Genomic DNA, 22,500 nt, shown 5'->3' with positions numbered 1-22,500 from the left:
CGGATCACAGGACGATGCCGCCGTCGATCTGGAGCACCGCGCCGGTGATGTACGCGGCCCGGTCGGAGGCGAGGAAGGCGATCGCCTCGGCGACCTCCTCGGCGGTTCCGAACCGGCCGAGCGGAACGGCGCCGAGGGTGCGGTCGCGCTGGTCCGCGGTGAGCACCGCGGTCATGTCCGTCTCGATCATTCCGGGGGCCACGGCGTTGGCCCGGATGCCGAACCGGCCGGCCTCCTTGGCGAGGGCGCGGGTCAGGCCGATGATCCCGGCCTTGGACGCCGAGTAGTTGCCCTGGCCGGGGTTGCCCAGCACGCCGGAGACGCTGGAGAGCGTGATGATCGTCCCGGCCTTGCGCTTGACCATGGGGAACAGGGCGGCCCGGCACACATGGGCGACGCCGTCGAGGTTGGTGTCGATGACCTCCTGCCAGTCCTGGTCGGACATCATCAGCATCGGCCGGTCGCGGGTGATGCCGGCGGAGGCCACCGCGACGGTGATCGGGCCGAGTTCGCCCTCGGTGCGGCCGACCCAGTCGCGCACCGCCTGCGGGTCGGCGACATCGAGCCGGTGGGTGAGGCAGCGCACCCCCGACTCGTCGAGTCGCTTGGCCAGTTGGGCGGCCGCTTCCTCGTCGGAGCGGTAGCCGATGCTGATGTCGTAGCCGTCGTCGGCCAGGCGCAGGGCCGCGGCCCGGCCGATTCCGCGTGAGCCGCCGCTGATCAGGGCGGTGCCGGGGGCGCTCATGACGGCTCCCCGACGAGACGCAGCACGGCGCAGGCGACGATGCCGTCGCGGTCCGTGGAGGTGACCACCGCCGCCCTGCCGTGCGCATCCGGGTCGCGGTGCGCGACGGCGAGCAGCGCGGCGACCTGGAAGGCGGTGGAGGCCGCGGCGGTGTCGCCGATCCGCTCGTGCACCGGGACCCGTGCGGTGGCCTCGGCCCCGAACAGGCCGGTGAGCAGTTCGTTCTCCGCACGGCCGTACGCGCCGGTGAGCCCGCCGCCGACCGCGGCCCACACGTCGGCCGGGTCGACGCCGGCGGTGGCCAGCGCGTCGCGGACGCAGGCCCCGGCGGTGGCGGCGATGTCGTCATCGACGTCGGCGCGGACGTCGACGGCGAGGAGTTCGGCCAGCGCCCGGCGGCCGTCGGTGAGGTCGGGTCCGGGTTCGACCAGCAGCAGGGCGCAGCCCTCGCCGAGCGGGCCGGGGGTCTCGTCGGCGCCGCGGGTGTGGTGCTCGATCCAGGAGCGGGTCCGCGAGTACTCCTCGACCGCGCCGACCAGGACGCGTTCGGCGCGGCCGGCGGCGAGCAGCCGGCGGGCGTAGCCGAGGGCGAGCAGCCCCGAGGGGCGGCCGCCGGCGAGCGTGGTGTTGGGTCCCTTGAGGCCGAAGCGGATGGCGCTGGCGGCCGCGGGACAGTTCATCAGGACGTTGGGCATGTACTGGGCGGGCACGTCGTAGGGCTTGGCCTCGGTGAAGGAGGCGAGCGCGAAGTCGTGCTGGATCTGGGCGGTGCCCAGGGTGGTGCCGAGGACGAGGGCGGTGCCCGTGCCGGTGGGGACCGGGCGCTCCTCGCGGTCGGCCCCCTCGAGCAGGTCGCGCACGGCGGTGACGGCGAGGCCGGTGGCCCGGTCCATGGTGCGGGTGCCGGTCCGGCCGAGCACCTCGCGCACCTCGAAGCCGGGGACCAGACGGGCCTCGTCGCCCGCGTCTGCGGCGCCGACCGGGACGGCCTGTCGGGCGTCGTCCGCGGCCAGGCCCCGGGCGTAGTCGGCGCTGTCGATGCCGTACGGCGAGACAGCGGACCAGGCGGTGATGAAGTGGCGGCCGGCTGGGGCCGCGACGGTCGTCATACGGTGCTCTCCTGGTGTCTGCCGAGGACGACGGCGGCGTTGTTGCCGCCGAAGGCCAGGCCGTTGTTCACGACGACCCGGAGGTCGGCGTCGACGGCGTGGTTGGGCACGCAGTCGACGGCGCACTCGGGGTCGGTGGTGCGGTGGTTGACGGTCGGCGGGACGAAGCCGTGCGCCAGCGCGAGCGCCGACGCGGCGGCGCCGAGGGCGCTGGCGGCGCCCATGGAGTGGCCGAGCATCGACTTCAGCGCGACGGTGCGCGGCGGCCGGTCCCCGAACACCTGGCGGACGGCACGGACCTCGGTGACGTCGTTGGTGGGGGTGCCGGTGCCGTGCGCCGAGATGAGGTCGACCTCCTCGGGCTTGACGCCGGCGTCGTCGAGGGCGAGCCGCATCACCTGGGCGACGCTGTCCAGGTCGGGAGCGGTGGGGTGGTGGGCGTCGCAGTTGAGGCCGTAGCCGAGGAGTTCGGCGTAGATCCGGGCGCCGCGCGCCCGGGCCGACTCCAGGGTCTCCAGCAGCAGGACGCCCGCGCCCTCGGCGGTCAGCAGCCCCTCCCGGTCCGCGTCGAAGGGCCGGCAGCGGTCGGAGGCGACCAGGCCGAGCCGGGAGAACCCGGCGAAGGTCCGCCGGGTCAGCGCGTCGGCCCCGCCGACCAGGGCCCATTCGGCCTCGCCGGAGCGCACGGCGTCGTAGCCGTCGCCGACGGCGTAGTTGCCGGCCGCGCAGGCGGTGCCGAGCACGGAGGGCACCGCGCGGGGCAGCCGCAGTTCCCGTACGACGGCCAGGGCGAGCCGGTGCGCGGCGAGCCGGCGCACCACGACGGGGTCGAGGCCGGCCGGCTCGGTGCCGTTCGCCTCGGCCTCGACGAGCCGGTCGAGGACGTCGGCCTCGCCGTCGGTGGTGCCCACCGTGACCAGGCCCGGCCGGCCGCGCAGCTCCTGCGGGCCGAGCCCGGAGTCGGTCACCGCCATCCGGGCGGCGGCGACGGAGAACTGGGCGGCCCTGCCGAGGTGTTCGGCCGGCGTGTGGCGGACCCACTCGGACGGGGTGAAGCCGCTCACCTCGTGGGCCAGTCGCCGCGGGAACCCGGTGCCGTCGAAGCGGGTGATGGGGCCCGCCCCGCACCGGCCCTCGCGCAGGCCGCGGGTGAACTCGGTGACGCCGTTGCCGATGCTGGACAGGACCCCGATCCCGGTCAGCACCACACGCCGGGCGGTCATCGCGCCTCGGCCCGGGCGAGCACGTCCAGGACGGCCTCGAGGCTGACCATCTCCGCCAGCGACTCCTGCGGGATCGTGATGCCGAAGGTCTTCTCCAGCTTCGCCAGCAGTTCGATGGCGGCCAGGGAGTCGGCGCCGTAGTCGTCGACGAAGCGGCCGGTCGGGGTGAGGTCGTCCTCCAGTTCGAGGACGTCGGCGACGATCTCCCGGACCTGGGCCTCGACGGCGGCGTCGATGGTGAGGGCGCTCATGTGCGGTTCCTTTCGTGGGTGTGCGGTGGTGGTACGGGATCAGCTCGCCTGGGCGAGGCTCCTGGGGCGCAGGTCGGTCCAGTTCCGCTCGATGTGCTCGAGCGCCTCGGCCCGGCCCACCGCGGACAGGACGGCCTGCCAGCCGTCGGGGGTCTCGGCGAACGCGGGCCACAGGCAGTGCTGGCCCTCCTGGTTGACCAGCACGTGGAATGTCCCGGTCTCGTCGTCAAACGGATTTCCCATTACCGTGACGTGTCCCTTCCTCTTTCCTGGCGGCGGACACACTTCTCCCCCGCGGGTAATTCATCGGGTTTCCCGGGGTTCTCAACCCCCGGGTCCGGTCCGCATGGAATTCCGTTTCCGTGGCCCCGCTTTCGCTGCGCCACTTCCGCGGTACCGATTCCGTGCCGTCCGTGCGGACCCGCCCGGAATTCCATGCGGAACTCGACGCCGGGACGCGGTGCGGTCCCGGCCGGACCTCACTCCATGAGCTCGGTGAGCACGCGGGCGACGGCCGCCGCGGGCGCGGCGTCCAGCATGCCGTCGTGGGTCGCGGCCACCTCGTGCCGCACCACCCGGCCGGCGGTGTGCGCGGCCCAGACGGCCTCCGTGGGGGCGTCCTCGGCAACGCCCCGCGTCGCCACGAAGAAGTGCAGGTCACCCTGGTGTGTCCGAGGACGGTGGGCGGCGCCGAGGCCGTCGAGGGCCCGGATGACGCCGAGCAGCCTCGGGTACTGCTCGTCGGTCAGCTCCGCCAGCGCGTTCCCGGCGGCCCCGAGCCGCGCGCGCAGCTCCCCGTCCAGCACGGTGTCGTCCTGCGGGGCCGGGCCGCCGCCCTCCTCCGGTCGGCGCGCGGGGAATCCGTCGAGGTTCGCGAGCAGCGCGACTTCTCTTCCCGATTCTCCGAGCAGACAGGCCATTTCATGGGCGACAAGACCACCGAAGGACCATCCGAGAATATGATAGGGGCCGTCCGGCTGAATTTCCACCATTCGCCGCACATAGTCGGCGGCCATTTCCGCGACGGATTCCGGCTGCGGGGCGTCGTGCAGGATTCCGCCGGCCTGGAAGGCGTACACGGGCGTGTCGGGCAGGTGCGCGGCCAGCCCGATGAACGGCCAGCCGAGCCCGACGCCGCCGTGCACGCAGAACAGCGGCGGACGGCTGCCGTGCGGGCGCACGGGCAGCACGGGCGCGAACGCGCCGTCGTCGGCCGCCGCGGCGGCGGCGGTGGCCGCTCCCGGCGCGCCGCCCCCGGCCGCCCGGGCGAGGGCCGCGGGGGTGCGGTGCACGAAGACGTCGGCGGGGGTGAGGCGGACCCCGGCCGCCCGGGCCCGGCCCACCAGCCGGATGGCGCGGATGGAGTCGCCGCCGAGCAGGAAGAAGTCGTCGTCGGCGCCGGCCCCTTCGGCCCCCAGGAGCTCGGTGAACAGCCGGCACAGCAGCGCCTCCCCCGGCGTGCCCGGGGCACGGCCGGCCGGCGTGGCGCCGACGGCGGGCGCGGGCAGCCTGGCCCGGTCCACCTTGCCGTTGGGGGTCAGCGGGAGGGCGTCGAGGACCACCAGGGCGGCCGGGACCATGTAGTCGGGCAGCCGGCCGGCCAGATGGGCGCGCAGCGCCGTCGGCTGCGCCTCGGCGCCGTCCGCGGCGACGACGTACCCGGCCAGCCGTGGGCCGGCGGGGGTGTCCTCGCGCACCACGACCGCCTGCGCCACCTCGGGGTGCTCCAGCAGCACGCCCTCGATCTCGCCGAGTTCGATCCGGAACCCCCTGATCTTGACCTGGTGGTCCACCCGGCCGAGGTAGTCGATCGTCCCGTCCGGCCGCTGCCGCACCAGGTCGCCGGTGCGGTACATCCGGGCGCCCGGCCGGTCCGCGAACGGGTCGGCGACGAAGCGCTCCGCGGTCAGGCCCGGCCGGCCGTGGTAGCCGTGGGCGAGGCCCACGCCGCCGAGGTACAGCTCGCCGGTGGCGCCGGCCGGCACCGGCCGCAGGTCCGGGCCGAGGACGTAGGCGCGGTTCCCGGCCAGCGGACGGCCGATGGGCGGGGTGCCGGCGCCGTCCAGCTCCGCGACGGTGGAGTAGACGGTGGTCTCGGTCGGCCCGTACAGGTTGGTCAGCCGGTCGGCCGCCGCGGCCACCTGGGCGGCCAGTGCCGCGCTGATCGCCTCGCCGCCGGTGAGCGCGTGCAGCCCGGCCAGCGCGTCGGGGTGGTCGGTGACCAGGGCGTGCCACAGGGTCGGCGTGGCCTGCATGACCGTGGCGCCGCTGGTGCGCAGCAGGGCGGCGAGCGCGTCGGGGTCGCGTACGGTGTCGTGGCCCGCGAGGACGACCGCCGCGCCGGAGACCAGCGGGACGAACAGCTCCAGGTTGGCGATGTCGAAGCCGAAGGTGGTCACCGACACCAGCCGGTCGTCCGCGCCCAGCCGCAGCCGCAGCCGCATGTCCTCGATGAAGTTGGCGAAGGAGCCGTAGGGGATCACCACGCCCTTGGGGCGGCCGGTGGAGCCGGAGGTGTAGATGGTGTAGGCGGTGTGTCCGGCCGCCGGCACGGGCGCCGGGAGGCCCGTGTCCGGGCCGGGCGCGGGCAGCGGCTCGTCGAGCAGCAGCGCGGGGACGGTGCCGAGCGCCGGCAGGGCGCCCAGCACGTCGGCCGTGGTGAGCAGCAGGACGGGGCGCGCGTCGTCCACGACGTAGGCGATGCGGTCCTGCGGGTAGGCCGGGTCGACGGGCAGGTAGGCGGCGCCCGCCTTGTGCACGGCCAGCACGGCCGCGACCAGCTCCGCCGACCTGTGCAGCGCGACGGCCACCAGGCTGCCGGGGCCGGCGCCCCGTTCGCGCAGCGCCCGCGCGAGGGCGCCGGCCCGCTCCTCCAGTTCGCGGTAGCTCAGCTCCCGCCCCTCGAAGACCACCGCGGTGCGGTCGGGGTGCTCGGCGGCGGCGCGTTCGAAGGCACGGTGCGGCGGCTCCCGGTAGGGGTGCGCGGGCGCCCGGTTCCACTCCTCCAGCAGGGTCTCGCGCTCGCCGGGCAGCAGCGCGGAGTGCGTGCCGATCGGCTGGTCCGGGGCCGCGGTGAGGGCGTCGAGCAGGTGCACGAAGCGGTCGGCGACGCGCCGCGCGGTGTGCTCGGTGAACAGGTCCGCGCTGTACTCCAGGCGTCCGCCCAGCCCGGCGGGACAACCCTCGGCGTCGTGCTCCTCGGCCAGTTCGAAGGCGAGGTCGAAGCGTGCGCTGCCGGTGCCCGCCGCGCCGAACCTGGCGGTCACGCCCGGCAGTTCGAGGCCGGCCCGGGCGTTGTTGTGCAGGGCCAGCATGGTCTGGAACAGGGCGTGCCGGGCCAGCGAGCGGGCCGGGGCCAGCGCCTCGACCAGCTTCTCGAACGGCAGGTCCTGGTGGGCGAACGCGGCCAGGTCCGCGGCCCGCACCCGGTCGAGGAGCCGGGTGAAGGTCGGGTCGCCGGAGACGTCGGTGCGCAGCACCAGCGTGTTGACGAAGAAGCCGACCAGGTCTTCCAGGGCGGCGTCGGTGCGGCCGGCGACCGGGGTGCCCACGGGGATGTCCTCGCCGGCGCCCAGCTTGGTGTAGAGCGCGGCCAGGGCGGCCTGGAGCACCATGAAGAGGCTGGCGCCGCCGCGCGCGGCCAGGGCGGCGGCCCGGCGGTGGGTCGCCGCGGGGACGGTGAAGGCGACGGTGCCGCCCCGGTAGGAGGCCACCGCGGGGCGCGGCAGGTCGGCGGGGAGCTGGAGCTCCTCGGGCAGGCCGTCCAGCGCCTTGCGCCAGAAGGCGAGCTGCTCGTGGGCGAGGCTGCCCGGGTCGTCCTCGTCGCCGAGCAGTTCCCGCTGCCACAGGGCGTAGTCGGGGTACTGCACGGGCAGCGGGGCGAAGTGCGGTGCCGTGCCGCGCAGCCGGGCCCGGTAGGCGGTGCCCAGGTCGCGGGCGAGGACGGCGTTGGACCAGCCGTCGGCGGCGATGTGGTGCAGCACGACGGCGAGCAGGTGCTCCTCGGCGCCGGTGCGGAACAGCGCGGCCCGCAGCGGCGGCCGGTCGGCCAGGTCGAAGTCACGCACGGCGAAGTCCCCGACCAGCGACTCCAGTTCGCCGTCGTCCGCCGCCTCGACGACGGGCAGCTCGACGGCGGCCGTCTCCAGCACGCGCTGGTACGGCTCCCCGTCCGCCTCCGGGAAGACGGTGCGCAGCGCCTCGTGCCGGGCGACGACGTCGTCGAGCGCGGTGCGCAGCGCGTCGTGGTCCAGCGGTCCGGACAGCCGCAGCGTCCACGGCAGGTGGTAGGCGCCGCTGGCGCCGTCCAGCCGGTCGAGCACCCACATCCGGCGCTGCGCGTACGACAGCGGCGGGCGCTCGGGGCGTTCGGCGGGGACCAGGGCGGGCCGCAGCGGGCCGGCCGCGGCCCGCAGCCGGGCCGCCAGGCGGGCCGGGGTGGGCTCCTCGAAGACGAGCGCCATGGGCGCCTCCGCGCCGAGCAGCGCCCGTATCCGGCTGATCAGACGGGTGGCGAGCAGCGAGTGGCCGCCGAGGTCGAAGAAGTCGTCGTCCGCGCCGACCCGTTCCACGCCGAGCACCTCGGCGAAGGCCCGGCACAGCGCGGCCTCCTGCGGGGTGCGCGGCTCGCGGCTCGCGGCGCCCTGGAGGTGCGGGGCGGGCAGCGCGGCCCGGTCCACCTTGCCGTTGGGCGTCAGCGGCAGCGCGTCCAGGACGACGAACGCGGACGGCACCATGTACTCCGGCAGCAGCCCGGCCAGCGCGGACCGGACGTGTGCCGGGTCCGCGACGCCGGCCAGGTGGGCGACCAGCCGGGCGGTGGCGCCGCTCGCGCCGAGCACGGTAACCACGGCGTCGGCGACCTGGGGCAGGGTACGCAGCACCGCCTCGATCTCACCGGGCTCCACACGGTGGCCGCGGATCTTGACCTGGTGGTCGACGCGCTCCAGGAACTCCAGCCGGCCGTCCGCGTGCCGCACCACCCGGTCGCCGGTGCGGTACATGCGGGCGCCGGGCTCGGCCGCGAACGGGTCGGCGACGAACACGGCGGCGGTGCGCCGCGGATCGTCCAGGTAGCCGCGGCCCACGCCGACCCCGCCGACGTACAGCTCGCCGGGCACCCCGGCCGGCACCGGGCGCAGCGCGTCGTCCAGGACGTACAGGCCCGTTCGGCGCACGGCGCGGCCGATGGGGGCGCGTACGTCGCCGAGGTCGGCCTCGGAGCGCAGGACGGCGTGCGTGACGTCGTCGGAGCACTCGGTTGGCCCATAGGCGTTGACCAGCGGGATGTCCGGGTAGCGGGCGAACCAGCGGCGGCACAGGTCGGCGGGGAGCGCCTCGCCGGTGACGACCAGGTACCGCAGGGAGGTCAGGGCCGGCGGGCGGGCCCCGGCGTCCCAGGCGTCCAGGGCGGCCCGCAGCAGCGAGGGCACGACCTCCAGGACCGTGATCCCCTCGGTGTCGACCAGCCCGAACAGACCCTGCGGATCGGCGGCCAGCGAACGCGGCACCACCCGGGTACGACCGCCCGACACCAGCGCGGCCAGCATCTGCCACACCGAGATGTCGAACGTGACCGGCGCGTTGTGCACCACCGTGTCCGCCGCCGTCAGCCCGAGGTCCTCCACCTTGGCCAGCAGATGGTTCACCATCCCAGCCCGGTGCACCATCGCCCCCTTGGGACGACCCGTCGAACCCGACGTGAAGATCACATAGGCCAGGTCGAGGGGGCCGCCGGGAGCCCGCGGCAGCGGGGCGGCCGGCGGGGAGGTGATCCGGGTGACGGGCAGGTCCGCCCCGGCGGCCGCCAGCACCTCGGCCGCGGCCGCCTCGTGCTCCTCGTCCACCAGCAGGTGCCGCACCCCGGCGTCCTTCAGCAGCGCGGCGCTGCGGGCGGTGGGGGCGTGGACGTCGAGGGGGACCCAGGCGGCGCCCGCGGCCAGCGTGCCGACGACGGCGGTGACGAAGGCCCGGCCGGGCGCGGCCAGCACGCCCACCAGGGTGCCCGGGCCCGCGCCCGCCCCGGTGAGGTGCCGCGCCACGCCGCCGGCCCGCTCGGCCAGCTCGCGGTAGGTGAGCCGGTCCTGCCCGTCGGCCACGGCCTGTGCGTCGGGCCGGGCGGCGGCCAGCTCGCGCACCCGGTCGACGACGTCGGCGAAGGCGTCCGGGGCCGCGTCGGCGGCACGGGCCGGCAGGTCCAGCAACCGCTCGCGCTCCCCCGGCAGCAGCGCGCCGATCCGGCCGAACGGCGTGCCCGGTTCGGCGAGGAGCGTGTGCAGCAGCAGGCGCAGCCGCTCGGCGACGCCGGCGGCGTCCTCGGCGGTGCGTACGCCGGGGTCGTAGGAGAGGGTCAGGCGGAGCCGCTCGCCGGGGATCGCCATCAGGCTCAGCGGGTAGTGCGTGGCGTCCTTCGCCTGGAGTCCGGTCACGGTCAGACCGGGCGCCGGGGACTCGAGGGCGGCCGGGTCCAGCGGGTAGTTCTCGAAGACCAGCACCGTGTCGTACAGCTCGCCCAGGCCCGTGGTCCGCTGGATGCGGGCCGCGCCGAGGTGCTGGTGGGGCAGGAGCGCCGCCTGTCGGTCCTGGAGCTCGGCGAGGATCTCGGGGAAGGTCCGGTACGGGTCCAGCCCGACCCGCACCGGCACGGTGTTGATGAACAGGCCCACCATGGACTCGACGCCGGGCAGCTCCGGGGGCCGTCCGGAGACGGTGGAGCCGAAGACGACGTCGGTGCGGCCGGTGAGCGCGCCGAGCACCGCCGCCCAGGCGCCCTGCACCACGGTGTTGAGGGTGAGGCCGCGCTCCTTGGCCCAGGCGGTGAGGTCCGCGGTGAAGCCGGCGGGCAGGTCGAGGACGTGGTGCTCGGGCAGCCGGGTGCCGGCGGCGGCCCCCGGGGCGACGAGGGTGGCCTCGGTGAGTCCGTCGAGCGCGGCCCGCCAGGCGGCCTCGGCGCCGGCGTCGTCCTGCCCGGCGAGGTGGGCCAGGTGCGCCTTGAACGGGGTGACCGCGGGCAGCTCCGCGTCCGGGTCCCCGTACAGGGCGAAGAGTTCGCGGATGATCAGCGGCATCGACCAGCCGTCGAACAGGATCTGGTGGGCGGTCAGCACCATGCGGTGGGTCCGCTCGCCGGTGCGCAGGAGGCGGAAGCGCAGCAGCGGCGGGCGGCCCATGTCGAAGGGCCGCAGCCGGTCCTCCTCGGCCAGCCGGGCGATCGCCTCCTCGTCCAGGCCCCGCGCGTCGTCCTCCCGCCAGGGCAGGGTGACGGTGCGCGGGATCAGCTGCACGGGGTCGCCGTTGTCGCGGTAGCGGAAGCCGGCCTTCAGGTGCGGGTGGCGGTCGAGGAACCGCTGCGCGGCGGCCCGCAGCCGCGTCCCGTCCAGCGGCCCGGCCAGGTCCAGGGCGAGCTGCACGGTGTAGACGTCCACCTCCCGCCGGCCGGAGACCGCGTGGAAGAGCAGTCCCTCCTGGAGCGGGGTGAGCGGCAGGACGTCGCTCAAGTTGGATCTGCCGCGTGTCACAGGGATGCCCCCCAGTCGTCCGTCTCGATCTCGAATGCGTCCAGCTCGTCCTGGCTCAGCTCGACCAGGTCCAGGTCGCTGGGTGTGTGGCCGCCCGCGTCGGGGTTCCGGGCGTGGGCGACCAGCGCCCGCAGCGCCCGGAACCAGCCCTGGGCCACGTCGGTCGCGTCGGCCTCGGCCAGCGCCTCGCCCGCCCAGGTCCAGGCGGCCGTCAGGCGCGGCCCGTCCGGACCGTCCTCGGTCACCGCGTTCAGGCCCAGCAGGTGCGGCAGCGGCAGTCCCGCGTCGGCGCCGGCCGCGACCAGCGCGGACTCGGCCGTCGGCGCCCAGTCGGCGTCGGCCGGCGCGGGCAGCCGGCCCAGGTAGTTGAAGCCGAGCTGCGGGGTGTGCCCGGGGACCGCGCCCGGCCGTGCCAGGTGGCGCAGGACGCCGTGGCCGATGCCGTGGTCGGGCACCGCCCGGAGCTGCTCCTTGACCTGCTTGAGGACCCGGCCCGCCGACGGTCCGCCGGCCCACACCTCCGGCCAGTCGGGCGCGCCGAGGTCCACCCGCAGGGGGTAGGTGGTGGTGAACCAGCCGACGGTACGGCCGAGGTCGACGCCGTCGGCGATCTCCTCGCGCCCGTGTCCCTCGACCTCGACCAGGACCGCGTCGCCGTCCGCGCGGGTGCGGCGCCGCCAGTCGGCGACGGCCAGCGCGTAGGCGGTGATCAGCACGTCGTTGATCTCCGCGTGGAACGCGGCGGGCACCTCGGTCAGGACGGCCCGGGTGATTTCGGGCTCCAGGGTCAGCCGCAGGGTGCGGGCGGTGGCGTGGGTGTCGCGGGCGGGGTCGAGCGGGCGCGAGCCGAGGTGCGGGTCGGGCCCGGACAGCATCGACCGCCACCAGCCGGCCTCGCCCGCGCGGCGGGTCGCCTCCTCGGCGAGCAGCCCGGACCAGTGCCGTACCGAGGTGCCGACCGGCTCCAGCCGCACCGGCCGGCCCGCGGCGACCGCCTCGTGGGCCTGGCGCAGGTCGTCCAGCAGGATCCGCCAGGAGACGCCGTCGCACACCAGGTGGTGCAGGGTCAGCACGAGCCGGCCGGGCCGGCCGGCGCCCGGGTCGAGCCAGGTGGCCCTGACCATCGTGCCCTCGCGCGGGGCGAGTTCGGCGGCGTTGCGCCGCGCCGCCCGGGTCACCGCGTCGGCCAGGGCGTCGGCGCCGAGGCCGGAGGTGTTCTCCCGGGCCAGCAGCCAGGGCGCGTTGACCGTGCCGGGCTCGCGGACCGTCAGCGTCCAGGCGCCGTCGCCCTCGCCGGCCGACAGCCGCATCCGCAGGGCGTCGTGGTGGTCGACCAGTTCCTGGAGCGCGGCGGCCAGCGTGGCCCGGGTGGCGCCTCGCGGGGTCCGCACCACCACGGCCTGGTGGAAGCCGTCGTACGGGCCGCCCAAGCCGCGCAGCCAGTGCGCGATCGGGGTGGGCGCGAAGCTGCCGACGCCGTCGTCCGTGCCGCGCACCGTCCGTTCCCCGACGGGACGGGCGACCGCGGCCAGCGCGGCCGGGGTGCGGTGCACGAAGACGTCCTGCGCCGTGAACAGCAGGCCGGCCGCCCGCGCGAGGCCGACCAGCCGGATGGAGCTGATCGAGTCGCCGCCGAGGTCGAAGAACCCGGCGTCAGCGCCGACCTGCTCCAGGCCGAGCACCTCCTGGAACACCGCGCACAGCACCCGCTCCCGCTCCGTCCCCGGCGCGCGGCCGCGGGTGGCGTCGGCGTAGTCGGGCGCCGGCAGGGCGCGGCGGTCCACCTTGCCGTTGGCGGTGAGCGGCAGGTCCGCGAGGAGCACCACGGCGGCCGGGACCATGTGGTCGGGCAGCCGTTCGGCCACATGGGCGCGCAGGGTCGCCGGGACGGGCGTCCGGCCGGCCGCCGGGACGACGTAGGCGACCAGCCGCCGGTCGCCGGGGCGGTCCTCGCGGACGAGGACCGCGGCCCGGTCCGCCTCCGGGTGGGTCAGCAGGGCCGCCTCCACCTCTCCCGGCTCGATCCTGAAGCCGCGCAGCTTGACCTGGTCGTCGGCGCGGCCCACGTAGTCGAGGTCGCCGTCGGCCCGTCGGCGCACCAGGTCGCCGGTGCGGTACATGCGGGCGCCGGGCGTGCCGTGCGGGTCGGTGACGAACCGCTGTGCGGTCAGCCCGGGGCGGCCGAGGTAGCCGTGGGCCAGGCCGGCGCCGCCGACGTACAGCTCGCCGCTCACGCCGACCGGGACGGGCCGCAGGTCGTCGTCGAGGACGTGCACGACGGTGCCGGCCAGCGGGCGGCCGATGGGCGGCCGGCCGCCGGGGGTCAGCGGGGCGCTGACGGTGGCGCAGACGGTGGTCTCGGTCGGGCCGTAGGCGTTGAGCAGGGTGGCGGCCGAGGCCCACCGTTCGACCAGCGCGGGCGGGCAGGCCTCGCCGGCCGTGATCACGGTGATGCCGGACGGCACCGGCCGGTCCTCCGGCCAGGCGGCCAGGACCGCCGGCGGCAGGCACACGACGTCGATCTCCGCCTCGGTGAGCAGGTCGGCCAGCGGTTCGCCCGGTCCGCGCCGCCGCTCGTCGGCCAGGACGAGGACCCCGCCGGTCACCAGCGTGGTCAGCACCTCCCAGGCGGCCGCGTCGAACCCGAGCGAGGCGAACTGGAGCACCCGCGTGCCCTCGCGCACCCCGAACCGGGCGGCCTCGGCCGTCAGCGCGGTGACGGAGGCGTGGCCGACGACCACTCCCTTGGGGCGGCCGGTGGAGCCGGAGGTGTAGATGACGTACGCCGGGTCGGTGGGCGCCGGTCCCGGCGCGGGAACGCGGGTGGGGCGGCCGGCCAGCTCCGCGCGGACCTGGTCGCCGTCCACGACGAGCGGCCCGGGCGCCGTCGGCGGGACGCGGCCGGCGACGGCCGCCGTGGTCAGCACCGCCGTCGGACGGGCGTCGTCGAACAGGTACGCGATGCGGTCGTCGGGGTAGGCGGGGTCGACGGGCAGGTAGGCGGCGCCCGCGGCCAGCACCGCCAGCAGCGCCGTGACGGTCTGCGCCGACCGGTCCGCCATCAGCGCCACGACCTGCCCGGGGCCGATGCCGCGCTCGGTGAGCAGGTGGGCGAGGCGGTGCACCCGGTCGGCGAGGTCGCCGTAGCCGACGGTGGTGCCGTCGGGCAGGACGAGCGCGGTCCGCTCCGGCGCGGACGCCGCCCGGGCCGCGAACAGCCGGGGCACGGTGGTCGGTTCGGGCCCGGCGACGCCGAGGCCGCTCCACTCGCCGAGCAGGCGGGCGCGTTCCTCGGGCAGCAGGACGTCGAAGCCGCTGAGCGCCTCGTCGGGCCGCTCGGTCAGCGCGCGCAGGAACGTCACCAGGCGGGCGGCGAGCGATGCGGCGGTCGCCTCGGTGAACAGGTCGGCGCTGTACTCCAGCAGTCCGCCGACGCCGTCGGGACGGCCCGCGGCGTCGTGCTCCTCGGTGAGCTCGAAGGCGAGGTCGAACCGGGCGGTGCCGGTGGGCACGGCCGTGGTCTCGGCGCGGGTGCCGGGCAGCGCCAGGTCGGCGGAGGCGTTGTTCTGCAGCGCCAGCAGCACCTGGAACAGCGGCTGGCGGGCCAGCGAGCGCTCCGGGCCCAGCGCGTCGACCAGCCATTCGAAGGGCAGGTCCTGGTGGGCGTAGGCGGCCAGGTCCGCGGCGCGGGCGCGGCCGATCAGTTCGCGGAACGCCGGGTCGCCGGAGACGTCGGTGCGCAGCACCAGCGTGTTGACGAAGAACCCGACCTGCCCCTCCAGGGCGGCGTCGGTGCGGCCGGCGACCGGGGTGCCGAGCGGGATGTCGTGGCCGGCGCCGAGCTTGCGCAGCAGCGCGGCCAGCGCCGCCTGGAGCACCATGAAGACGCTCGCGCCGGTGGCACGGGCCAGGTCGGTGACCGCCCGGTGCAGTTCCCGGTCCAGCCGGAAGTCGATCCGGCCGCCGCGGTAGCTGGGCAGCGCGGGCCGCGGGAAGTCGGCGGGCAGCGTCAGCTCGTCCGGCACCCCGGCGAGTGCGTCCCGCCAGAAGGCGAGCTGGCGGGCGGCGAGCGAGCCGGGGTCGGCGACGTCGCCGAGCAGGTCGCGCTGCCAGAGCGTGTAGTCGGCGTACTGGACGGGCAGCGGCTCCCAGTCGGGGGCCGCCCCGGCGGTACGGGCGGCGTACGCGGTGCGCAGGTCCCGCGCGAGCGGCAGCACCGACCAGCCGTCGCCGGCGATGTGGTGCAGGACCACCAGCAGGACGTGCTCCCGCTCGGAGAGCGCGAACAGCTCGGCCCGCAGCGGCAGCTCGCCGGCCAGGTCGAAGGGGCGCACCGACCGCTCGGCGAGCGCCGCGTCCAGCTCGTCCGGCCCGATGGCGGTGACCGGCAGCTCCGGGCGGCTCGCCGCGGCGTCCAGCACCACCTGCACGGCGTGGCCGTCCCGCTCGGGGAAGACGGTGCGCAGCGACTCGTGCCGCTCGACGACGTCCCCGAGGGCGGCCGCCAGCGCGTCGTGGTCGAGCCGTCCGGTCAGCCGGACCGCCCTCGGCAGGTGGTAGCCGACGGCCGCGCCGCCGTCCAGCCGGTCCAGGAACCACAGCCGCCGTTGTGCGAAGGACAGCGGCAGCTCGGCCGGCCTCCGCCGCGCGGTCACCGCGGGACGGGCGGCGCCGGCCCCGGCCAGCCGCTCGGACAGCCCGGCGACGGTGGGGGCCTCGAACAGCGCGCGCACCGGCAGTTCCACGCCCAGCAGCAGCCGGACCCGGCTGATCACCCGGGTGGCGAGCAGCGAGTGCCCGCCGAAGTCGAAGAAGTCGTCGTCCACGCTGACCTGTCCGACGCCGAGCACCTCCGCGAACACCGCGCACAGCACCTGCTCCTGCGGGGTGCGCGGGGCGCGTCCGGTGCGGCCGGCGGCGAACTCGGGTTCCGGCAGCGCCTTGCGGTCGACCTTGCCGTTGGCGGTCAGCGGCAGCCTGTCCAGCAGGACGAAGGCGGCCGGCACCATGTAGTCCGGCAGGGTGTCCGCCAGCCGCGCCTTCACCTCGGCGACGTCGACGTCGCCGGTGACGAACGCGGCCAGCCGGGTCGTTCCCGCGCTGTCGACGGCGACGTCCACGGCGGCGTCGGCGACCCCGGCCACGGAGCGCAGGGCGGCCTCGACCTCGCCCAGCTCGATCCGGTGGCCGCGGATCTTGACCTGGTGGTCGACGCGCTCCAGGAACTCCAGCCGGCCGTCCGGCAGGTGCCGTACCCGGTCGCCGGTGCGGTACATGCGGGCGCCGGACTCGGCCGCGAACGGGTCGGCGACGAACACGGCGGCGGTGCGCCGCGGATCGTCCAGGTAGCCGCGGCCCACGCCGACCCCGCCGACGTACAGCTCGCCGGGCGCGCCGACGGGCACCGGCCGCAGGCCGTCGCCGAGCACGTACAGCCGGGTGTTGCGGATCGCCGCGCCGATGGGGGCGCGTACGTCGCCGAGGTCGGCCTCGGAGCGCAGGACGGCGTGCGTGACGTCGTCGGAGGCCTCGGTTGGCCCGTAGGCGTTGACCAGCGGGAGGCCGGGGAAGTGGGCGAACCAGCGGCGGCACAGGTCGGCGGGGAGCGCCTCGCCGGTGACGACCAGGTACCGCAGGGAGGTCAGGCGGGGCCGGGCCGCGCCGCTGTCCCAGTCGTCGACGGCGGCCCGCAGCAGCGAGGGCACGACCTCCAGGACCGTGATCCCCTCGGTGTCGACCAGCCCGAACAGACCCTGCGGATCGGCGGCCAGCGAGCGCGGCACCACCCGGGTACGGCCGCCCGACACCAGCGCGGCCAGCATCTGCCACACCGAGATGTCGAACGTGACCGGCGCGTTGTGCACCACCGTGTCCGCCGCCGTCAGCCCGAGGTCCTCCACCTTGGCCAGCAGATGGTTCACCATGCCCGCCCGGTGCACCATCGCCCCCTTGGGACGACCCGTCGAACCCGACGTGAAGATCACATAGGCCAGGTCGTCGCCCGTGGCCTGCGCCGGGCACGGCGTCGCCCCCGGCTCGCCGGCCCCGCCGGTCTCCTCGCGCAGTTCCACGATCCGCGGCCAGTGCTGCCCGGCGGCCAGCAGCTGGTGGGCGTAGCCCTCGCTGGCGGGGCCGAACAGCAGGGCGTCCGCGCCGCTGTCGGCGAGCAGGGCCGCCCCGCGGGCGACCGGCGCGTGCACGTCCAGCGGGATCCAGGCGGCGCCCGTGGCGAGCACTCCGAGCACCGCGGCCACGTAGGACGCGCCGGGGTCGGCGGCCAGCGCCACCAGCGAGCCGGTGCGGACGCCGGACTCGGCGAGCCGCCCGGCCACGTCGTCGGCCCGCGCGCACAGTTGCGCGTAGGTCAGGCGGGTGGCGCCGTCGTCGACGGCGACCGTGTCCGGGGTCAGCGCGGCGAGTTCGCGCACCCGGGTCACGACGTCGGTGAAGCCCCCGGTGCGCCCGGTGGCGTTCCAGTCCTCCAGCACCCGCTGCCGCTCGGCCGGCAGCGTGACGTCGAGCCGGCCCAGCGGCAGCGCGGCCGGGGCGAGCGACAGCGTCTCCAGGTAGCCCAGCAGCCGCTCGCCGTGCGCGGCGAGTTCCTCGTCCGTGAACAGGCCGGGGTTGGCGTCCAGGCGCAGCGTCCACCGCCCGTCCGGGGCGTCGAGGTAGATCATCTGCAGGCCGGGGACCGGACCGGTGGACAGGTTGTGCAGCCGGGCCGTGCAGTCGCCGAAGGCGAAGCCGGCGCCGGACTCCAGGACGTTGACGGTGGGCCCGTAGGACAGCTCGGCGTCCTGGGACAGCCCGAGTTCGCGGCGCAGCCGGTCACCCCGGTAGCCCTGGTGGCGCAGGGTGGCCCGCAGTTCGGCCGCGGTGTGCTCCAGCAGTTCCTCGCGGGTCAGGCCGGGTCCGGGGGCGAGCGGCAGCGGCAGGAAGTTGGCGCGCATGCCGGGCACCGCGCGCGCGGCCGGCGTCGACCGGGCCGGCACCGGCAGGGTGAGCAGCACCTGGCCGGCGCCGGTGGCCTGGGCCAGGTAGGAGGCGCTGGCCGCGACCAGCGCGGCGGGCAGGGTGACCCGGCTCTCCCAGGCGATCCGCTCCCACCGGGTCACGGTCGCGGCGGGGACGGGGGAGTTCCACCGCAGCGTGTGCCGGGCCCGGGCGGGGCGGCGCGGGGAGAGCCGGGTCGGCTCGGGGGTGCCGGTGAACCGGCTGGCCCAGAAGCGGGCGTCGCGCTCGTGCTTCGCGGAGCCGAGGTAGGTCCGCTCGTCCTCGACGAGGGTGCTCAGGGCCGGCGGCGGCGTACCGGCGCCGGCGCCGTCGTACAGCTCGGCGAGCCGGCGGTAGAAGAGGGTGCGGCTGAAGCCGTCCATCAGGATGTGGTTGGCCGAGACGTAGAACCGGTGGTGCTCGTCGCCCAGCCGGTGCAGCTCCCAGCGGACCGCGCCCTGTCCCAGCGAGGAGTCCTGTGCGAGGGCCCGTGCCATCGACTGCCGCGACCGGCCGTCCGGGTCCGCCTCGCCCCGCAGGTCCCGCACCGGCACGGCGACGGGGGCGAGGGGGCCGGTGGGCCGTCCCGGATCGGCGGCGAACAGCCCGGTCGCACCGGGCGCCTCGGGTCCGCGGTCACCGGCGGGGGCGGGCGCGGGCCGCTCCCGCCCGCCCTCGGCGGCCGGGTTCCCGGCGGCGGCGGACGGTGCCGGCCCGGCGGCGAACGGACGGATGGTCTGTACGGGCTCGCCGTCCCGTTCGGTGAAGACCGCGCGCAGTGCGTCGGTCTCGGCCAGCAGCCGCTGCCAGGCGGCCGCGAACCGGGCCGGGTCGAACGGGCCGTGCAGGTCGAGGTGGTCGGCCATGGTGAAGACCGGGTTGCCGGGGTCGAGCTGCTGGGCGTACCACATCTCCCGCTGCGCGAGCGAGAGCGGCAGTTCGTGGGCGGACGACTCGCTCATCGTTGATTCACTCCAGATGTGACGGGGGCCGGCCCGCTTCCGAGGCCGAGTTCGTCGAGGCCGTAGATGTCCTGGACCCAGTTGCTCTGGTAGATCGTGTCCAGGTAGCGGTCACCGAGGTCGGGCGAGATGGCGACGGCGGTGACGTCCTCGCCGGGACGGTGCTCGGCCAGCCAGCGCACCGCGCCGTGGACGACCGTTCCGGTGGAACCGCCGAAGAGGAAGCCGCTGCGGGCCAGGGTGTGGCACATGCGGATCGTGTCGGGCTCCGGCACGAGCACCATGTCGTCCACGTACGACTCGTCGAACAGTGCGGGCCGCACCCCGGCGCCCAGTCCCGGGATCATGCGTTGCCCGGCGGGGCCGCCGAAGGTCACCGAGCCGACGCTGTCCACGCCCACGACCGTGACCCGGGAGCCGGGACGGTCCTTGAAGTAGCGGGCGCAGCCCATCAGGGTGCCGGTGGTGCCCGCCCCGACGAACAGCAGCTCCAGTCCCGGGAACTGCTTCTCGATGGCCGGCGCGGTGGTGCGGTAGTGCGCCATCCAGTTGTTGGCGTTCGCGTGCTGGTTGAGCCAGATCACGCTGCTGTTCTCGGCGCACAGCCGGCGCACGTGATCCAGCCGGGCGCCCAGGAACCCGCCCTGGGCGGATGCCTCGGTGATGACGTGCACCTCGCCGCCGAGGGATTCGATGGCCTGGCGGGTCGTCAGGTTCGTCCGCGCGTCGACGACGCAGATGAAGCGGTATCCCTTGGCAGCGGCGATCATGCTCAGCGCCAGGCCCAGATTGCCCGACGAGGACTCGACCAGGACGGACTGCGGCCCCAGCTCGCCGCTGCGCTCGGCCGCGTCGATCATCGAGGCGGCGGCTTTCAGCTTGACCGAACCGGCGAAGTTGAAGGCCTCGCACTTCAGGTAGAGCGGCCATCCGTACAACTGGCGCAGGTCGACGAAGAGGTCCTCCTCGTGGAACTCCTGCGGGGTGCCGATGATGGGCACGGTTCCCGACCTCCCCCGTCAACTCGCCTCAGGACCACTCGGGCTCGTGCGGCACGACGGCGTGGCCGGACCCGGGAATCGCGGAGGTGACCGCGGCTCTCGCGGCGGCGGACCCGTCCGCCGGGCCGCCGGTCAGCGCCCCGGCGGAGGCCGGCGCGACGCCGGCGGAGATGACGAGGGCGGCGGTGCAGGCTGCGATTCGGAGCATTGACCGCATGAGTAATTCCTCGATTCGCCTGGATGAATGAAATACGAACAACCCGCACGAAGTTTTTTCGAGAAACTCCGGGGCATCTCGTCCGGTGGAACGATTCTTACAACGCGTCACGTGCCGGTTAAGGGTTTTCCGTGTCAGGGTCCTGCCGTGACAGCGTCATGCCAGATTGATCTCCCCTGGCCAGGGAAAGGGAATATTCCGTTCCCCGACCGGAAACCCGGAACGGAAAGGATATGGAGTTCCACCCTCCGATCCGACCGGCCGGATCCCGAGCCGACGGACGGGCCGGCGGGCCGACGGACGGGCCGGGGACCGGCGAGCGGCGACCGGCGGCCGGAGGCCACCGGACCGGGCTCCCTGACCGGAAACCGCCGGGCCGGGGCCCCTGACCGGAGGCCATCGGGGCCAGGGATCCCGCACCGGACACCGCTGGGACCGGGACCCCGGACCGCTCACCGCTGGGACCGGGACCTCCGACCGCTACCGCTGGATCCGGCGCCCGAACCGGTCACCGCCGGGGCCGTGTCCCCGGACCGGTCGCCCCGGGACCGGATCACCGGCCACCGGCCACCGGCTGCCCCGGACCCGACCCGGAGACCGCCCGCCCGGCCCACCGGCCCACCGACTCCCGGCCCGGCCCCCTGGGCCGTCCCCCCTCTGGCCCGTGCCCCCCCAGGGCCACGCCCCGGATCAGAAGTCGACCACCGCCGGCCGCAGTGCCCAGCCCCGCAACGGCTCCGCCGACAGGGAGCGCGTCATGATGCGCCGCGCGGCGGCATGGGCGGCCGTCTGGGAGGCCGCGGTGAGGAAGAGGACGAGCTCCGCGCCCTCACCGCCGATCTCCGCGTACACGTGCTGCAGACCGCCCCGTACGTCGGCCGCCTCCCGCACGCACCGGCACAGCTCGTGGCCGCCGAGCGGCCTGAGCCCGCGCGCCAGGCGCACGTTGATCATGTACATAGCAGAAGGCCCTTCCTCGGCCCGCGACGATCAGGTCGTTCGAATCGGTCAACTTTGGGATGAGATCACGCCACACGTGTCTCAAATTGACGGCTCTCCCTAGCCTTGGAGCACACTGCGTGTGGCCGGATACGTTCGCAGGGGGGCGAAGGGTGTTGCGGATACTCGGGTTGGCGTTGGACGCGGAGAGTCTGTATCGAGCCATGATCAGCGAGCCCCACCTCGACGTGCCCGGGCTCGCCGCCCATCTTGACTGGCCCGAGGAACGGGTGCGCACCACCCTCGACGAGCTGGCCCGCCTCGCGCTGGTCCGGCCCTCCGGCGAGGCGGCCGGGGAACTGCTGGTCGTCAACCCGGAACTGCGGCTGACCGCCCTGCTGACGCAGGAGGAGGTCCGGCTGGCCGAGCGGCAGCAGGAGATCGCCAACAGCCGCCAGGCGGTGACCGAGCTCATCGGCAGCTACCACCAGGCGGTCCGCAACCAGCGCGGGCTGGAGGTGGAGCGGATCGTCGGCCTGGAACTCGTCCGGGTCCGGCTGGAGGAGCTGTCACAGGAGTGCGCGGAGGAGCTGAGCGCCTTCATCCCGATCACCCGGCACCCCACCGACTCCCGCAGGGCGGTCCGTCCACTGGACCAGGACCTGCTGGACCGGGGGGTGCACATGCGCAGCATCTTCTTGCAGGGCGCCCTGAACGACCCGGACACGACCAGGCACTTCGACTGGCTGACCGGTCTCGGCGGACGGGTGCGCACGGCGGCCACCCTGCCCCTGCGGATGATCGTCTTCGACCGCCGGGTCGCCATCGTGCCGTCCGACCCGGAGAACACCGCGTCCGGCGCGCTGCTGCTGCGCGGCCGGGGCCTGGTCTCCGCGCTGTGCTCCCTGTTCGAGCACGTCTGGGAGGCCGCCACACCGTACGGGCAGGTGCCGGGCGCCGACAGCCGCACCGGCCTGACCAGCCAGGCCAGGGCCATCCTCAGTCTGCTGGCCCAGGGCTACACCGACGACGTCGTCGCCCGCAAGATCGGCGTCTCGGTGCGCACCTCCCGGCGGATCACCGCCGAGCTGATGAGCCAGCTCGGCGCCCGCAGCCGCTTCCAGGCCGGCGTCCTGGCCGGGGAGCGCGGCTGGCTGCGCGGCGCGACGTCCGAGGCATACGCCCCGGACGCCTAGCGGACCGCGGCCGACGACCGCGCTCCGGCCGCCCGGACCGCGCGGATCGAGGGCCGCGCTCCGGCCGGCCCGGAGCGGGTGGCCGAAGTCCGCCCCCCGGACGCCCGGGGACGATGGCCGAAGCTCGACCCCCCGGGCGTCCGGACGGCGGCGGCCGAAGTCCGATCCCCATGATCCGCCCGGTGCGCGCGGATCACGTGGTGTGCCCGGTGGGCGCGGCGCACGGGGCGGGCGCGGCGCAGGTGGAACCCGCGGCACGTGCGACGCACTCGGCGCACGCGACACGCACGACGCCCGCCGTACGCGCGGTGCGCGCACCGCGTGCGGCGCCCGCGGTCCACGGTCCG

The 22,500-nt window shown here is 75.5% G+C and carries 11 protein-coding genes; 1 reads left to right on the top strand and 10 read right to left on the bottom strand.

Annotated elements, in window-relative coordinates:
* Positions 1 to 4 precede the first annotated feature (4 nt).
* From fabG to ACF061_RS14295, 10 genes are all read right to left on the bottom strand, one after another.
* Complete coding sequence (fabG, locus tag ACF061_RS14340) at positions 5 to 745, bottom strand: 3-oxoacyl-ACP reductase FabG (protein WP_392267165.1); 741 nt, start codon at positions 743 to 745, stop codon at positions 5 to 7.
* The gene (locus ACF061_RS14335; protein ID WP_392267164.1) at positions 742 to 1,854 is read right to left on the bottom strand and encodes a beta-ketoacyl synthase N-terminal-like domain-containing protein; all 1,113 of its coding nucleotides are present in this window, start codon (positions 1,852 to 1,854) and stop codon (positions 742 to 744) included. Before ACF061_RS14335 ends, fabG begins: the two co-directional genes overlap by 4 nt.
* Positions 1,851 to 3,077, bottom strand: coding sequence for a beta-ketoacyl-[acyl-carrier-protein] synthase family protein (locus ACF061_RS14330; RefSeq protein WP_392267163.1), 1,227 nt, complete (start codon positions 3,075 to 3,077; stop codon positions 1,851 to 1,853). The genes ACF061_RS14335 and ACF061_RS14330 overlap by 4 nt, the downstream gene beginning before the upstream one ends.
* Entirely contained in the window at positions 3,074 to 3,328 is a 255-nt protein-coding gene (locus ACF061_RS14325) for an acyl carrier protein (RefSeq protein ID WP_392267162.1), read from the bottom strand. The genes ACF061_RS14330 and ACF061_RS14325 overlap by 4 nt, the downstream gene beginning before the upstream one ends.
* A 39-nt stretch (positions 3,329 to 3,367) precedes the next feature.
* Positions 3,368 to 3,571, bottom strand: a complete 204-nt coding sequence (locus ACF061_RS14320; RefSeq protein WP_392267161.1) for an MbtH family protein — start codon at positions 3,569 to 3,571, stop codon at positions 3,368 to 3,370.
* A gap of 236 nt (positions 3,572 to 3,807) precedes the next feature.
* Positions 3,808 to 10,824, bottom strand: a complete 7,017-nt coding sequence (locus ACF061_RS14315) for an amino acid adenylation domain-containing protein (protein ID WP_392267160.1) — start codon at positions 10,822 to 10,824, stop codon at positions 3,808 to 3,810.
* Positions 10,825 to 10,841: 17 nt separating this feature from the next.
* On the bottom strand, positions 10,842 to 18,800 hold the full coding sequence (locus tag ACF061_RS14310; protein WP_392267159.1) for an amino acid adenylation domain-containing protein: 7,959 nt from the start codon (positions 18,798 to 18,800) through the stop codon (positions 10,842 to 10,844).
* Positions 18,797 to 19,801, bottom strand: coding sequence for a 2,3-diaminopropionate biosynthesis protein SbnA (sbnA, locus tag ACF061_RS14305; protein WP_392267158.1), 1,005 nt, complete (start codon positions 19,799 to 19,801; stop codon positions 18,797 to 18,799). Before sbnA ends, ACF061_RS14310 begins: the two co-directional genes overlap by 4 nt.
* Positions 19,802 to 19,829: 28 nt before the next feature.
* On the bottom strand, positions 19,830 to 20,009 hold the full coding sequence (locus ACF061_RS14300; RefSeq protein ID WP_392267157.1) for a hypothetical protein: 180 nt from the start codon (positions 20,007 to 20,009) through the stop codon (positions 19,830 to 19,832).
* 699 nt (positions 20,010 to 20,708) lie between these two features.
* On the bottom strand, positions 20,709 to 20,972 hold the full coding sequence (locus ACF061_RS14295; RefSeq protein WP_392267156.1) for a hypothetical protein: 264 nt from the start codon (positions 20,970 to 20,972) through the stop codon (positions 20,709 to 20,711).
* A gap of 209 nt (positions 20,973 to 21,181) precedes the next feature.
* Between ACF061_RS14295 and ACF061_RS14290 the strand changes: the two genes are divergently transcribed.
* Complete coding sequence (locus ACF061_RS14290) at positions 21,182 to 22,153, top strand: LuxR family transcriptional regulator (RefSeq protein WP_392267155.1); 972 nt, start codon at positions 21,182 to 21,184, stop codon at positions 22,151 to 22,153.
* The last annotated feature ends 347 nt before the right edge of the window (positions 22,154 to 22,500 follow it).

This window comes from Streptomyces sp. NPDC015220 (assembly GCF_043079345.1).
Lineage (GTDB): Bacteria > Actinomycetota > Actinomycetes > Streptomycetales > Streptomycetaceae > Streptomyces.
Note: the sequence above shows the minus strand (reverse complement) of the source record. Positions and strands in the feature narration are given on the sequence as shown.

What these genes read in the sequence shown, in the direction of transcription:
- fabG (WP_392267165.1), bottom strand. Translation starts at nt 745, where the DNA reads ATGAGCGCCCCCGGCACCGCCCTGATCAGCGGCGGCTCACGCGGAATC.
- ACF061_RS14335 (WP_392267164.1), bottom strand. Translation starts at nt 1,854, where the DNA reads ATGACGACCGTCGCGGCCCCAGCCGGCCGCCACTTCATCACCGCCTGG.
- ACF061_RS14330 (WP_392267163.1), bottom strand. Translation starts at nt 3,077, where the DNA reads ATGACCGCCCGGCGTGTGGTGCTGACCGGGATCGGGGTCCTGTCCAGC.
- ACF061_RS14325 (WP_392267162.1), bottom strand. Translation starts at nt 3,328, where the DNA reads ATGAGCGCCCTCACCATCGACGCCGCCGTCGAGGCCCAGGTCCGGGAG.
- ACF061_RS14320 (WP_392267161.1), bottom strand. Translation starts at nt 3,571, where the DNA reads ATGGGAAATCCGTTTGACGACGAGACCGGGACATTCCACGTGCTGGTC.
- ACF061_RS14310 (WP_392267159.1), bottom strand. Translation starts at nt 18,800, where the DNA reads ATGAGCGAGTCGTCCGCCCACGAACTGCCGCTCTCGCTCGCGCAGCGG.
- ACF061_RS14300 (WP_392267157.1), bottom strand. Translation starts at nt 20,009, where the DNA reads ATGCTCCGAATCGCAGCCTGCACCGCCGCCCTCGTCATCTCCGCCGGC.
- ACF061_RS14295 (WP_392267156.1), bottom strand. Translation starts at nt 20,972, where the DNA reads ATGATCAACGTGCGCCTGGCGCGCGGGCTCAGGCCGCTCGGCGGCCAC.
- ACF061_RS14290 (WP_392267155.1), top strand. Translation starts at nt 21,182, where the DNA reads ATGATCAGCGAGCCCCACCTCGACGTGCCCGGGCTCGCCGCCCATCTT.